The organism is Roseivivax sp. GX 12232, from assembly GCF_021272185.1.
Lineage (GTDB): Bacteria > Pseudomonadota > Alphaproteobacteria > Rhodobacterales > Rhodobacteraceae > Roseivivax.
In genome coordinates, this window is the sequence record NZ_JAJSEC010000002.1 from 306,568 (window position 1) to 319,008 (window position 12,441).

At 72.2% G+C, this 12,441-nt stretch carries 12 protein-coding genes; 6 read left to right on the plus strand and 6 right to left on the minus strand.

Annotation, left to right across the window (positions count from 1 at the left end; genetic code table 11):
- Positions 1–22: 22 nt before the first annotated feature.
- Together LR948_RS05395 and bluB are read left to right on the plus strand one after the other, a co-directional pair.
- Positions 23–1,675, plus strand: a complete 1,653-nt coding sequence (locus LR948_RS05395) for an iron ABC transporter permease (protein WP_232752955.1) — start codon at positions 23–25, stop codon at positions 1,673–1,675.
- A 4-nt stretch (positions 1,676–1,679) separates the two neighbouring features.
- Positions 1,680–2,303, plus strand: coding sequence for a 5,6-dimethylbenzimidazole synthase (gene bluB / locus LR948_RS05400; protein WP_232752956.1), 624 nt, complete (start codon positions 1,680–1,682; stop codon positions 2,301–2,303).
- Positions 2,304–3,044: 741 nt separating this feature from the next.
- Here bluB and LR948_RS05405 read toward each other — a convergent pair.
- The 4 genes from LR948_RS05405 to cobU all read right to left on the minus strand — a co-directional run bounded on the left by LR948_RS05405 (position 3,045) and on the right by cobU (position 6,415).
- Positions 3,045–4,073, minus strand: a complete 1,029-nt coding sequence (locus tag LR948_RS05405; RefSeq protein ID WP_232752957.1) for an extracellular solute-binding protein — start codon at positions 4,071–4,073, stop codon at positions 3,045–3,047.
- A gap of 73 nt (positions 4,074–4,146) precedes the next feature.
- Entirely contained in the window at positions 4,147–4,896 is a 750-nt protein-coding gene (locus LR948_RS05410) for an adenosylcobinamide-GDP ribazoletransferase (protein ID WP_232752958.1), read from the minus strand.
- Positions 4,893–5,909, minus strand: a complete 1,017-nt coding sequence (cobT, locus tag LR948_RS05415) for a nicotinate-nucleotide--dimethylbenzimidazole phosphoribosyltransferase (protein WP_232752959.1) — start codon at positions 5,907–5,909, stop codon at positions 4,893–4,895. The genes LR948_RS05410 and cobT overlap by 4 nt, the downstream gene beginning before the upstream one ends.
- On the minus strand, positions 5,906–6,415 hold the full coding sequence (gene cobU / locus LR948_RS05420; RefSeq protein WP_232752960.1) for a bifunctional adenosylcobinamide kinase/adenosylcobinamide-phosphate guanylyltransferase: 510 nt from the start codon (positions 6,413–6,415) through the stop codon (positions 5,906–5,908). The genes cobT and cobU overlap by 4 nt, the downstream gene beginning before the upstream one ends.
- A gap of 43 nt (positions 6,416–6,458) precedes the next feature.
- On the opposite strand from cobU, the gene LR948_RS05425 reads away from it, so the two are divergent.
- Genes LR948_RS05425 through cobD form a run of 4 tightly spaced genes read left to right on the plus strand, consistent with a single transcriptional unit; the run spans position 6,459 to position 9,799 of the window.
- Positions 6,459–7,052, plus strand: a complete 594-nt coding sequence (locus tag LR948_RS05425) for a histidine phosphatase family protein (RefSeq protein ID WP_232752961.1) — start codon at positions 6,459–6,461, stop codon at positions 7,050–7,052.
- Positions 7,049–7,834: a propanediol utilization protein gene (locus LR948_RS05430; RefSeq protein WP_232752962.1), complete on the plus strand. Its 786-nt coding sequence runs from the start codon at positions 7,049–7,051 to the stop codon at positions 7,832–7,834. Before LR948_RS05425 ends, LR948_RS05430 begins: the two co-directional genes overlap by 4 nt.
- Positions 7,831–8,790 carry an adenosylcobinamide-phosphate synthase CbiB gene (gene cbiB / locus LR948_RS05435; protein WP_232752963.1) on the plus strand — a complete coding sequence of 320 codons (960 nt, stop codon included), beginning with the start codon at positions 7,831–7,833 and terminating at the stop codon, positions 8,788–8,790. The genes LR948_RS05430 and cbiB overlap by 4 nt, the downstream gene beginning before the upstream one ends.
- 13 nt (positions 8,791–8,803) lie before the next feature.
- The gene (gene cobD / locus LR948_RS05440) at positions 8,804–9,799 is read left to right on the plus strand and encodes a threonine-phosphate decarboxylase CobD (RefSeq protein ID WP_232752964.1); all 996 of its coding nucleotides are present in this window, start codon (positions 8,804–8,806) and stop codon (positions 9,797–9,799) included.
- Between the two features lie 132 nt (positions 9,800–9,931).
- On the opposite strand, the gene LR948_RS05445 is transcribed toward cobD, so the two are convergent.
- Together LR948_RS05445 and cobO are read right to left on the minus strand one after the other, a co-directional pair.
- Entirely contained in the window at positions 9,932–11,377 is a 1,446-nt protein-coding gene (locus LR948_RS05445; protein ID WP_232752965.1) for a cobyric acid synthase, read from the minus strand.
- Positions 11,378–11,810: 433 nt separating this feature from the next.
- Positions 11,811–12,419 carry a cob(I)yrinic acid a,c-diamide adenosyltransferase gene (gene cobO, locus LR948_RS05450; RefSeq protein ID WP_232752966.1) on the minus strand — a complete coding sequence of 203 codons (609 nt, stop codon included), beginning with the start codon at positions 12,417–12,419 and terminating at the stop codon, positions 11,811–11,813.
- Positions 12,420–12,441 lie beyond the last annotated feature (22 nt).

Genomic DNA, 12,441 nt, shown 5'->3' on the forward strand with positions numbered 1-12,441 from the left:
CCGAAGCAAGGGAACGTCCCCCGTGAGCCAGAGCTGGTCCCTGCCCCGTCCCCGCAAGGACACCGCCGCGGCGCCCTTCACGCTGGTCAGTCTCGGGGTGGCCGCGCTGGTTCTGCTGCCGATGCTGGCGGTGGCGCTGGCGGCGGCGGGCGGCAGTTTCGACACGCTGGCGCATCTCTGGGCCACGGTCCTGCCGCGCTATGTCTCGACGACGCTGGTGCTTCTGGTCGTGGTGGCCAGCGGCACCTGCGTGATCGGCGCGGGCACCGCCTGGCTGGTGACGGCCTGCGCCTTTCCCGGGCGGCGGCTTCTCGAGGTGGCGCTGGTCCTGCCGCTGGCCTTCCCGGCCTATGTGCTGGCCTATGCCTATACCGACCTTCTGGACCATCCCGGCGCGGTGCAGACAGCGCTGCGGGCGGTGACCGGCTGGGGGCCGCGCGACTACTGGTTCCCCGAGATCCGCTCGACCGGGGGCGCGGCGGCCATGCTGACGCTGGTGCTTTATCCTTACGTCTACCTGCTGGCGCGGGCGGCCTTCCTGGCGCAGGGCGCGCGGCCCTTCAACATCGCCCGCACGCTGGGTCTCGGCCCCGGGCGGGCTTTCCTGCGCGCCGCCCTGCCGCTGGCGCGGCCCTCGATCGCGGCGGGGGTGCTCTTGGCCTGCATGGAGACGCTGGCCGACTACGGCACCGCCGCCTATTTCGGCGTGCAGACCTTCGCCACGGGCATCTACCAGAGCTGGTTCAGCATGGCCGACCGCGCGGCGGCGGCGCAGCTGGCGCTGGGGCTTCTGAGCGCCGCGCTGCTGCTCGCACTGCTCGAGCGCAAGACGCGGGGTGCCGCGCGCTTTCATTCCAACGCCGGGCCGGGCGCCCTGCCCCGGATCACCCTGACCGGCTGGCGGGGCCTGGCCGCGATGCTGGCCTGCGCCCTGCCCATGGCGCTTGGCGCGCTGGTGCCGGCGGTGACGCTTGCGACCATGGCTGTGGGCTCGGGGCAGTCGCTTTTGTCCGAGCGCTACCTCGATTTCGCGCAGAACTCGGTGACGCTGGCCGCCGTGGCCGCGGGGCTCACGGTGCTCGCGGCCATCGCACTTGGGTATTACGACCGGCTGCGGCCGGGGCGGCTCTCGCACGGGGTGCTGCAGGTCGGGCGGATCGGCTACGCGGTGCCCGGCGGGGTGATCGCCGTGGGCCTCCTGGTGCCCTTCGCGGCCTTCGACAACGCGCTCGACGCCTTCATGGAGGCGCGCTTCGGCATTTCCACCGGCCTTCTGGTCACCGGCTCGATCTGGCTCATGGTGGCGGCATACATGATCCGCTTCCTCGCCGCGGCGATCGGCGCCTACGAGGGCGGCCAGGCGGCGATGAACCCCAATTACGACGCCGCCGCCCGGGCGCTTGGTAAAGGCCCTTACAAGACGCTGATGCGGGTGCACCTGCCGATCCTCTCGCCGAGCCTTCTGACCGCGCTGCTGATCGTTTTCGTCGACGTGATGAAGGAGCTGCCCGCGACGCTGATCCTGCGGCCCTTCAACTACGACACGCTGGCGGTGCAGGCGCATCGGCTGGCCGCCGACGAGCGGCTCGACGGGGCGGCGGTGCCAAGCCTGGTGATCGCGGCGATCGGGCTTCTGCCGGTGATCCTGCTGATCCGCCGGATCGGGCGGCAATAGCGCCATGCGGCTCACCCGCGCCCACCGCGAGGCCCTGGCCGAGGTGCTGCACTGGCGCCGCGACGTGCGCCATTTCCGCCCCGACCCGGTGGCGCCCGAGGTACTTTCGCGGCTGCGGACCGCCATGGACCGGGCGCCCTCGGTGGGCAATTCGCGGCCCTGGCGGGTGCTGCAGGTCGAGAGCCCCGAGGCGCGTTCCCGGGTGATCGAGAGCTTCGAGCGCTGCAACGCTGTGGCCGCCTCGGGCTACGGCGCCGAGGCCCGGGCCGACTACCTGGCGCTGAAGCTCGCCGGGCTGCGCGAGGCGCCGGTGCATCTGGCGGTCTTCACCGAGACCGACCCCGCCGAGGGCCGCGGGCTTGGCCGGCAGACCATGCCCGAGACGCTGGCCTATTCGACGGTCATGGCGATCCACACGCTCTGGCTCGCAGCGCGGGCCGAGAACCTGGGGCTCGGCTGGGTGTCGATCCTCGACCCCGAGGAGGTGACGGCGATCTTCGAGGTGCCGGGAAGCTGGGTGCTGACGGGGTATCTCTGCCTCGGGGTGGCCGAAGAGGACCGCGACGCGCCGCTTCTGCACGAGAGCGGGTGGCAGGAGAACAGTCCGACGCGCTGGCAGGTGGTGTGACCGGGGTGAGGCTGACGGGGCGCCTGAGGGGTTTGGCGGGTGGTGTTGCTTGCGGCTTATGTGGGTGAGCGTTGTGCGGCTGAGGGTGGATGGGCTCGGGATCGCCGAAGGGAAATCGAGGTTCGGACTAGCTGGGTTGGCTCAAGTGTTCTGCGCCACTGACGTTCGGTTTCTTTGAGCCGTCCTGCACGCTTCCGAGAAAGACTGTCCTGGCCCACCTGTGCTGGCCCATCTTTTTCTATGAAGCGAAGCGAGGGGCACCAGCTCTTCTGAAGCTTTCAACCCGACAGCCCGGCGTCTCCGAGACCCGACATCCCCACAAGCCGCCTCACAACCCGCCCCACCAGAGGGCGCGCGCCGGACCGGGGGCCGGCGCTGCCGACAGTCGAACGGCGCGCTTTATCCATGCAAGGTCAGGATGATCTGCGATCTAAGCGCGCCAACCAAACGAGCGCCGGCCCATCGGGCCGGTCCGGCGCGCGCCCGGCATCTTCGATGCTATTCGGGCGCAAGGGGGTGCGCGTTGGGGTATTGCGGTGCTGAATTTGGAGCGGTGTAATCGCCATGCTCTGAGCGGCGTTCTTTGTCGGGCCTAATCCAACAGAGCCACCTGCCAGCGGCCACTTCCTCCAGCCCAGCCAAAAACCACGCAAACACCCCGCCCCCACACACAAAAAAGACCCGGACGTCTCCGCCCGGGCCTCCTTCACATCTCAGGTCATCTCCAACCCGGCTTCGGGATCACTCCCAGCCGACCTCGTTGAAGATCTCCTGGGCGGTCGGCAGCTGCTTGGCCACCGCCGAGAGGTCCACCGTGTCGGCCTGGAACTCGCCCAGCTCGTCGACGGCCTCGGTGGTCTCGACGCCCTCGACCACCGGGTACTCGTTGTTGCCCGCGGCGAAATACTGCTGCGCGCTGTCCGAGGCGAGATACTCCAGGAAGGCCACCGCGTTCTCGCGGTTCGGCGCATTGGCCGCGATGCCGCCGCCCGAGAGGTTCACGTGCGCGCCGTAGCTGTCCTGGTTCGGGAAGACCCAGCCGATCTGGTCGAGCGAGCCGGACACGCCGTCCACGTCGCTCGCGATGGCGCGGGCGAAGTAATAGGTGTTGGAGACCGCGAGGTCACATTCACCCGAGACGATGCCGCGCAGCTGGTCGGTGTCGCCGCCCTGGGGCGCGCGGGCCATGTTGTCGACCACGCCCTGCGCCCAGGTGCGCGCCGCCTCTGCACCCTCGTTCTCGATGATCGAGGCCAGCAGCGTCTGGTTGTAGGTGTTGGTCGAGGAGCGGATGCAGACCTGGCCTTCGTAATCGTCGCTGGCGAGATCCATGTAGGTCGCCGGCGGGTTCTCCACGTCGGTCTTGTCGTAGAAGATGATGCGGCCGCGCAGCGAGAAGCCGAACCACTGGTTGTCGCTGTCCTGGTACTGGCCGGGCACGCGCTCTTCGAGCAGGTCGCTCTCGACCGCCTGCAGGATGCCGGCGTCCTTGGCCCGCTCGAGCCGCGAGGTGTCGACGGTCAGGAAGACGTCGGCGGGCGAGTTCTCGCCCTCGGCCTGGAGCCGCGCGATCAGCTCGTCGGCATTGCCTTCGATGCGGTTGATGGTGATGCCGGTCTGGTCCTCGAAGTCGGAATAGAGCCGTTCGTCGGTGTCATAGTGCCGCGAGGAATAAAGGTTCAGTTCGCCATTGTCCTGCGCCAGTGCCGGCGCTGCGACGGCCAGCGCGGCCACCGAGGCGAGCGTTGCGCGGATGCTCAATGCGTTCATTGTATCGCTCCCATCTCTGATACTTTTGCTCGGGTATCACGCGGTCGCGGGAAAGCAAAGTGAAATTGTCGGATTAATGCGCGGCGGCCAGCGCGAGCCATCCGGCAAGCCCCGTCAGCACCTGCACGGCGCCCAGGATGTCGCCGGTCTGCCCGCCGATCTTGGCCCGGGCGAGCCGCGCCACCCCGAGGGTCAGCGCCGCCATGACACCCAGCGCCCAGAGCGCGCCCGGGCCTGTCGCCAGTGCAGCGACCAGTAGGGCCAGCGCCCCCGGCCACCAGACCTCAAGCCCTCCGGCCCCGCGCGCCGAGGCACCGAGCCCGTCACCCCGCGCCAGCGGCACCAGGTCCGAGACCAGCAGCATCGCCAGCCGGCTCGCCACGCCGACAAGCAGGAAGCCCGGAAACCCCACCACCGCGCCCGCCGCGCCGAGCGCCTGCCATTCGAGCCCCAGCGTCAGGATCAACGCCAGCACGCCGTAACTGCCGATCCGGCTGTCGCGCATGATCTCGAGCCGGCGCTCGGGGCTCTGCCCGCCCCAGAGCCCATCGGCGCTGTCGGCCAGCCCGTCGTGGTGCAGCCCGCCGGTCAGCAGAACGCCCGCGCCGATCACCAGAAGCGCCGCGATGCCGGGCGCCAGCCCCAGCGCACCCGCGAGGGCGAAGACACCCCAGCTCGACGCGCCTGTGACCAGCCCGACCAGCGGCCAGGCCCAGCGGCTCTCGGGGAGCGCGGGCGGATCCTCGGGGAAACTCCCGGCCGGCAGCCGGGTCAGCAGCATCAGCGCCAGCCGCGCCTCGCGGATGCGCCGGACGGCCCTCATGCCCCGGCGACGCCCGCCTCGGCGAAGGTCGCCATGCCGCTGTGGCAGGCCACCGCGCCTTTGACCACCGAAAGCGCCAGCGCCGCGCCCGAACCCTCGCCAAGCGCCATGCCCAGGTCGAGGATCGGCTGTTTCTCCAAAGCCGCGCAGAGCCGGGCGTGGCCGGGCTCGGCGCTCGCGTGGCCGATCATGCAATGATCCAGAAGCGCGGGGTCCGCCGCGGCCAGCGGCGCCACCGCGGCGCTGCAGATATAGCCGTCGAGCAGCACCGGGATCCGCGCCGCTCGCGCCGCCAGGACCGCGCCGCACAGGGCCGCCTGTTCGCGCCCGCCGAGCGCCGCCAGCCGCTGCATCGGTGAGAGCCCCCTGTGCCGCGCCAGCCCTGCCTCGATCACCCGCGCCTTGAGCGAGATGCCGGCGCTGTCCGAGCCGGTGCCGCGCCCGACCCAGGTCTCGGCCGCGCCGCCGAGGGAGACCGCCGCCAGGGCCGCCGCGATGGTGGAATTGCCGATGCCCATCTCGCCCAGCACCAGGATCTGCGCGTCCGGGTCGACCGCGCCCGCGCCGCGCGCCATGGCGGCCAGGCAGTCGGCCTCGCTCATCGCCGGGCCTTCGGTGAAATCCGCCGTGGGCCGGTCGAGCTCCAGCGCCACCACCGACAGCTCCGCCCCCGAGACCCGGCAGAGTTGGTTGATCGCGGCGCCCCCGGCCTCGAAATTACCGACCATCTGGGCGGTCACCTCCTGCGGGAAGGGGTTCACCCCCTGGGCGCAGATCCCGTGGTTGCCCGCGAAGACCAGCGCCTGCGCCCGGTCGAGCGCGGGCTTTGCCTCGCCCTGCCAGCCGGCGATCCAGACCGCGATCTCCTCGAGCCGGCCCAGCGAGCCCGGCGGCTTGGTCAACTCACCCTGGCGCGCGCGGGCGGCCTGCGCGGCGGCCTCGTCGAAGGCGGGAAGCTCCCCGGCCCAGCGGGCGATGGCGTCGAGGTCGTCGAATTCGGGCAGGCTGGTCATTTCACTCTCATCGGGTAGCCCGCGACACACAGATGCACCTCGTCGACCGCCCGGGCGATCTCCTGGTTGAGCCGCCCGGCCGCGTCGCGGAACCGCCGGGCCAGCGCGTTTTCGGGCACGATGCCGCTGCCGACCTCGTTGGTGACCAGTACCACGGGGGCCTGCTGCGCGGCCAGCACCTCGGCCAGTTTCGCGCCCTCTGCGGTCAGGTCCGCCTCGGCGAAGGTCAGGTTCGACAGCCAGAGCGTCAGGCAGTCGACCAGCCGGGGCTGGCCGCGCGCGTCGCTCTCGCGGAGCGCCTCGGCCAGGTCGCGCGGGGCGTTCAGCGTCTCCCATTCCGCACCGCGCCGGGCCTGGTGTTCGGCGATCCGCGCGGCCATCTCGGCGTCATGCGCCTCGGCCGTGGCGATGTAGATCGCCGGGCGCCCAAGCTCGAGCGTGAGCCGCTCGGCCAGGCCGCTTTTGCCCGAACGGGCGCCTCCGGTGATCAGGATCGACTTTCCCATGGCGACGTGAGAAAGCAGACTTTCCGCACGGAGGGAACCCCCGATGACCGCCATCGGCGCATCTGAACTTGTGCTGATTCGACATGCCCCCGCCGACCACGGCGGGCGGCTCGTCGGGCGCACCGATGTGCCCGCGCTGCTGCCCGAACCCGGGGCGCTGGCGCCGCTGGTGCGGCTCCTTTCCGGGGCGCGCGTGGTCACAAGCCCGGCCCTGCGCTGCCGCCAGACCGCCGAGGCGCTGTTTCCCGGCGCCGAGGCGCCCCAGGACGCGCGGCTCTGGGAGCAGGATTTCGGCGCCGAGGACGGTCTGCCCTTTGCCGAGCTGCCGGACCTCGGCCCTCTGAGCCGGGGCGCGCTTGCCACCCGCCGCCCGCCCGGCGGCGAAAGCTTCACCGATCTCGTCTCCCGCTGCCGCCCCGCTCTCGAAGAGCTGGCCGGCGAGGCCGCAAAGGGCCAGGGCCCCATCGCGGTTGTCGCCCATGCGGGCGTGGCGCGCGCCGGGCTCTCGCTGGCGCTCGGGCTGCCCGACGCGGGCCTCGCCTTCGAGATCGCACCGCTCTCGCTCACCCGGCTCCGGGCCTATGACGGCGGGCTCTCGGTGATCGCCTGCAATGTGACCGGACAGCTTTCCGCATGATCCGCGTGGCGGGGCATTTCGGGGAATGGCTGCAGGGGCGGCTCGGGCCCGAGGGGCCGGTGGTCCTGGTGACCTGCGCCTGCGCGCGGCTCGGGGTGAGTGCGACCCGGCGCGGACCCGGGCCGCTGCGGCTCGACGGGCCGCTCGAGCCCGGCCCGGCGCGCGCGCTTCTTACCGCGCTCGACCTGCCCGAGGGCCATTTCGAGATCCGCGCCGAGATGCCATTGGGCGCCGGGGCCGGTGCCTCGACCGCCGCGCTGGTGGCGCTGGCACGGGCGGCGGGTTTCGCCGGCACGCCCGAGATGCTGGCCGCCGCCTGCCTTGCCGCCGAGGGCGCGAGCGACCCCTTGATGCGCGCCACGCCCGACGGCTGTCTCTGGGCCTCGCGCGAGGCCCGCGCGCTGCACCCGCTGCCGCCGCCGCCCGAGGCCGAGATCCTCGGCGGCTTCTTCGGCGCACCCAGCCGCACCGACCCCGAGGACGCGCGTTTCCCCGACATCGCCGATCTCGCCGAGGCCTGGAGCCGCGCGCCGGATCTGCCCGAGGCCGCCCGCCTCGCGAGCCTCTCGGCGACCCGCACCAGTGCGCTGCGCGGCCCCGGCGGTGACCCGACCGAGGCACTGGCGCAAGAGCTTGGCGCGCTTGGGCATCTCCGCGCCCACACAGGCTCCGCCCGGGGGCTGATCTTCGCCCCCGGAACCCTGCCCGAGGAGGGCCCCGCGCGGCTCGCCGAGGCCGGCTTCGCGCGCGTTTTCACCTTCCGCACCGGGGGGCGGGCATGAGTTTTGCCGCGATGATGCTGGTCGCGCTGGTGATCGACGCGAGCCTGGGCTGGCCCGCCTGGCTGTTCGCCCGGATCGGCCATCCGGTGACCTGGATCGGGGCGCTGATCGCCCGGCTCGACGCGGGCCTCAACCGCGAGGGCGAGAGCCCGGCCCGCCGCCGCGCGCGGGGGCACATGGCGGTCGCGCTGGTGCTTCTCGCCGTGCTCCTGCCCGCGCTGGCGCTACAGCTCCTGCTGCCCGAGGGCCCGCTTGGCTGGCTCCTCGGCGGGGTGCTCGCCTGGCCGCTCCTGGCGCTGCGCTCCATGCACGACCATGTCGCCGCCGTCGCCCGCCCGCTTGTCGCCGGGGAGACCGAGGCCGCCCGCGCCGCCGTGGCGATGATCGTCGGCCGCGACCCGGCGCAGCTCGATCCGCCCGGCATCGCCCGCGCCGGGCTCGAAAGCCTGGCCGAGAACACCTCGGACGGGATCGTCGCGCCGCTTTTCTGGGGTCTGATCGCCGGGCTGCCGGGGATCGCGGCCTACAAGGCGGTGAACACGCTCGATTCGATGATCGGCCACCGCACGCCCCGGCACGAGGATTTCGGCCGCGCGGCGGCGCGGCTCGACGACCTGGTGAACCTGCCGGCTTCGCGGCTGACGGGCGGGCTCTTCGCGCTGGTCTCGGCCCGCCCGCGCGCCGCCTTTGCGGTCATGCTGCGCGACGCGCCCGGCCATCGCTCGCCCAATGCCGGCTGGCCCGAGGGCGCCATGGCGGGCGCGCTTGGCGTCCGGCTCTCGGGCCCGCGGGTCTATGCCACGCGCGTCGCCGAGGAGCCCTGGATCAACCCCGGCGCCCCCGACCCGGCCCCGCGGGACCTGGCGCGGGGGCTTGCGCTTTACGCCCGGGCGATGCTCTGCATGGCGGGCGCGCTGGCCCTGCTGGCGCTGCCCGCGTTTCTCGCGGCGGGCTAGGATCGGAGGTCTCATGCGCGATCACGGCGGCGATCTGGACCAGGCGCGGGCGCGCCACGGGGCGGGCGACTGGCTCGACCTCTCGACCGGCATCAACGCCCGGCCCTACCCGGTGCCCGAGCTGCCCGCGCGCGCCTTCGCCGCGCTGCCCGAGGCGGGCGAGATCGCTGCGCTCGAAGCGGCGGCGGCCCGCGCCTATGGGACCGCGCTGACGCCGGTGGCGCTCGCCGGGGCGCAGGCGGCGATCCAGCTTGTGCCCCGGCTCGGCCCGGACGGCCCGGCGCGGGTGCTGGGGCCGACCTACAACGAACACGCGGCGGCTTTGGCGGCGCAGGGCCGCGCGGTCACGGAAGTCACGACGCTCGAGGCACTCGCCGGCGCGGCGGTGGCCGTGGTGGTGAACCCCAACAACCCCGACGGGCGGCGTCATGCGCCCGAGGCATTGGAGGCGCTGGCGGCTCAGGTCGGTCTCCTCGTCATCGACGAGAGCTTCTGCGACCCCGAGCCCGCTTTGTCGCTCGCCCCGCGCTTCGGGGCGTCGGCCTCGGGCGCGGCCCGCGAGAACCTCCTGATCCTGCGCTCCTTCGGCAAGTTCTACGGTCTCGCGGGCCTTCGCCTGGGCTTCACCCTGAGCGGCCCCGAGCTGGCCCGCACGATCCGGGCCGCCGCCGGCCCCTGGGCGGTCAGCGGCCCGTCCATCGCGACCGGCCGCGCGGCGCTGGAGGACCGCGCCTGGCAGCAGGCCACCACCACGCGCCTCGGCCGCGACGCGGCGCGGCTCGACGGGCTCGCCGCGCGCGCGGGCTGGACGCTGGTCGGCGGCACGCCGCTCTTCCGCACCTATGAGACCGGCGATGCGCAAAAGGCCCGGGACCACCTCGCCCGCGCGCATATCTGGAGCCGGGCCTTCCCTTATTCCACCGGCTGGCTGCGCCTCGGGTTGCCCGGCGACCGCACCGGCTGGCAGCGGCTGGAGGCGGCGCTGGTCGGGGCGGAAGGCGCGCGCTGACGCGGGTGGAGCCGGGGCGGGTCCAAGAGGACGCAGCCGAAGCCAGTCGAGGCGGGAAACGGCCGTTATCGAAGCGACGACGCACCCAGCCCTGCCGCTCTCAACGTCACCTCCGGCCTCCCGCCTGCCCGCCTACCGCGCCACGCCCAGCAATCCCGCCACGTCGAGATGTGCCTCGAGATGTTCGGCCAGCGCATCGAGCGCCGCGTCTACCCCCGCCTCATAGCCTCCGGTCGACCGCGCACCGAAGCCCGCCAGATAGGCCGCGCGGAAGGCGTCATCGGCGAACATCCCGTGCAGGTAGCTGCCCGCGACGCGGCCGTTGGCGCTGACCGCGCCTTCCGGCGCGCCGCGCACATGGGCGAAGGGCCGCGCGCGGTCGGGGCCTTCCGTCACACCGATGTGGATCTCGTAGCCCCGGAAGTCCGCGCCGCTGGCGGCATGCCGGGCGGCGACCTCGGTCAGATGCTTGTCCGGCGTCATCCGCGTCTCGACGTCGAGGAGCCCCAGCCCCGCATCCTCGCCCGGCGCGCCCTCGAGCCCCTCGGGGTCCGCGATGACCCGCCCGAGCATCTGGTAGCCGCCGCAGATCCCCAGCACATGGCCGCCGCGCCGCAGATGCGCGGCAAGGTCGATGTCCCAGCCCTGGGCGCGCAGGAAGGCCAGGTCGGCGCGGGTCGCCTTGCTGCCGGGCAGGATCACCAGGTCCGCGTCGCCGGGCAGCGCCTCGCCCGGGCCGAGCATGGTCAGCCGCACGCCGGGCTCCTGCGCCAAGGGGTCGAGATCGTCGAAATTCGCGATCCGCGAGAGCCGCAGGCACACGGCGTGCAGCCCCTCCGCCCCGGGGCCCGAGCGGATGTCGAGCGCATCCTCGGCGGGCAGCTTCCAGGCCTCGGGGAACCAGGGCAGGACGCCGAAGCCCCGCCAGCCGGTGCGCGCCTCGATCAGCGCGTAACCCTCGTCGAAGAGCCGCGGGTCGCCGCGGAACTTGTTCACCAGGAAGCCCGCGACCATCGCCCGGTCGCCGGGCTCGAGCAGCGCCTCGGTGCCGACGATCTGCGCGATCACCCCGCCCCGGTCGATGTCGCCGGCCAGCACCACCGGCACATCCGCGGCCCGGGCGAAGCCCATGTTGGCGATATCGCCGGACCGGAGATTGACCTCGGCGGGGCTGCCCGCACCTTCGACTACCACCAGGTCATGCGCGGCCCGGAGCCGGGCAAAGCTCTCCTGCACCGCGCCCATGAGCTTGGGCTTCAGCGCCGCGTAGTCCCGCGCCCGGGCGGTGGTCAGGCGCTTGCCCTGGACCACCACCTGCGCGCCGGTGTCGGTCTCGGGCTTCAGAAGCACCGGGTTCATGTCGACCCGCGGCGCAAGCCCCGCCGCCCGCGCCTGCAGCGCCTGGGCGCGGCCGATCTCGCCGCCATCCGAGGTCACCGCGGCGTTGTTCGACATGTTCTGCGGCTTGAAGGGCGCCACCGAAAGCCCGCGCCGCCGCGCTGCCCGGATCAGCCCCGCCACCAGCATGGACTTGCCGACATTGCTGCCGGTGCCCTGGATCATCAGCGCCCGGCTCATGCGCGGACACCCGGACCGGCACCCGCGCCATTAACCTTAACGCCGCCGCCGCCAACGCTCAAAACACCGCGCGACACCTCCACAAACGCGCCCCAAACCAAACCAACCGCCTCGCGTGCCCCGCCGGACCCACGCCACACACTAACAAACCAACCCGCACCGCCGCCCGCCCGGCGCGCGACCAACCCAAACTTGCCATCCAGCGCCGCACGCGCCCCTTTTGCAGATGGGTCGCGCGCGGCGCCTTCAGCTTGGGCGGCGATCGGGACCTCTCCCTCCACCGCGACGCCAGGGTAGCGCGCGAAGTGTAAAGAAACCCTTGCTTCAGGTTGGCGACAATACCTTGGGGGAACCGCCCGGAGGGCGGTGGGGGCAAAGCCCCCGGAGCGTCGCGCAGCGGCGCTGGCGTCCCCCGAGGCCGCACCTAAGAACATCAGAACTCCACGCCCGCCTGGGCGCGCACCCCCTCGCGGAAAGGATGTTTCACCAGCTCGAACTCGGTCACCAGGTCGGCGGCCTCGATCAGCTCGGGCTTGGCGTTGCGCCCGGTCAGCACGACATGGGTCATCTCGGGCTTCTCGGTCAGCAGGAAGTCCACCACCTCGTCGATGTCGAGGTAGTCGTAGCGCAGCGCGATGTTGATCTCGTCGAGCAGCACGAAGGAGATCTCCGGGTCGCGGATCTGCTCCTTCGCGGTCTCCCAGCCGGCGCGGGCGGCGGCGATGTCGCGGTCGCGGTCCTGGGTCTCCCAGGTGAAGCCCTCGCCCGAGACGAAGAACCGGCACTCCTCGGCGAAGCGCTCGCGCAGGAAGGTCCGCTCGCCGGTCTCCCAGTCGCCCTTGATGAACTGCACCACCGCGCAGGGCATGCCATGGGCGATGCAGCGCATGATCATCCCGAAGGCCGAGGAGCTCTTGCCCTTGCCCTTGCCGGTGTGCACGACGATCAGACCCTTCTCCTCGGTCTTGGTCTTCATCATCTCGTCACGTGCGGCCTTGATGCGCTTCATCTTGGCGTTGTGGCGGGCGGTGGCGTCGTCCATGGCGGGGCTCCTTCGCGGCTTT

Bases quoted from the DNA above. Each gene is read 5' to 3' on its own strand.
- bluB (WP_232752956.1), top strand. From the start codon at position 1,680: ATGCGGCTCACCCGCGCCCACCGCGAGGCCCTGGCCGAGGTGCTGCAC.
- LR948_RS05405 (WP_232752957.1), bottom strand. From the start codon at position 4,073: ATGAACGCATTGAGCATCCGCGCAACGCTCGCCTCGGTGGCCGCGCTG.
- LR948_RS05410 (WP_232752958.1), bottom strand. From the start codon at position 4,896: ATGAGGGCCGTCCGGCGCATCCGCGAGGCGCGGCTGGCGCTGATGCTG.
- cobT (WP_232752959.1), bottom strand. From the start codon at position 5,909: ATGACCAGCCTGCCCGAATTCGACGACCTCGACGCCATCGCCCGCTGG.
- cobU (WP_232752960.1), bottom strand. From the start codon at position 6,415: ATGGGAAAGTCGATCCTGATCACCGGAGGCGCCCGTTCGGGCAAAAGC.
- LR948_RS05425 (WP_232752961.1), top strand. From the start codon at position 6,459: ATGACCGCCATCGGCGCATCTGAACTTGTGCTGATTCGACATGCCCCC.
- LR948_RS05430 (WP_232752962.1), top strand. From the start codon at position 7,049: ATGATCCGCGTGGCGGGGCATTTCGGGGAATGGCTGCAGGGGCGGCTC.
- cbiB (WP_232752963.1), top strand. From the start codon at position 7,831: ATGAGTTTTGCCGCGATGATGCTGGTCGCGCTGGTGATCGACGCGAGC.
- cobD (WP_232752964.1), top strand. From the start codon at position 8,804: ATGCGCGATCACGGCGGCGATCTGGACCAGGCGCGGGCGCGCCACGGG.
- LR948_RS05445 (WP_232752965.1), bottom strand. From the start codon at position 11,377: ATGAGCCGGGCGCTGATGATCCAGGGCACCGGCAGCAATGTCGGCAAG.
- cobO (WP_232752966.1), bottom strand. From the start codon at position 12,419: ATGGACGACGCCACCGCCCGCCACAACGCCAAGATGAAGCGCATCAAG.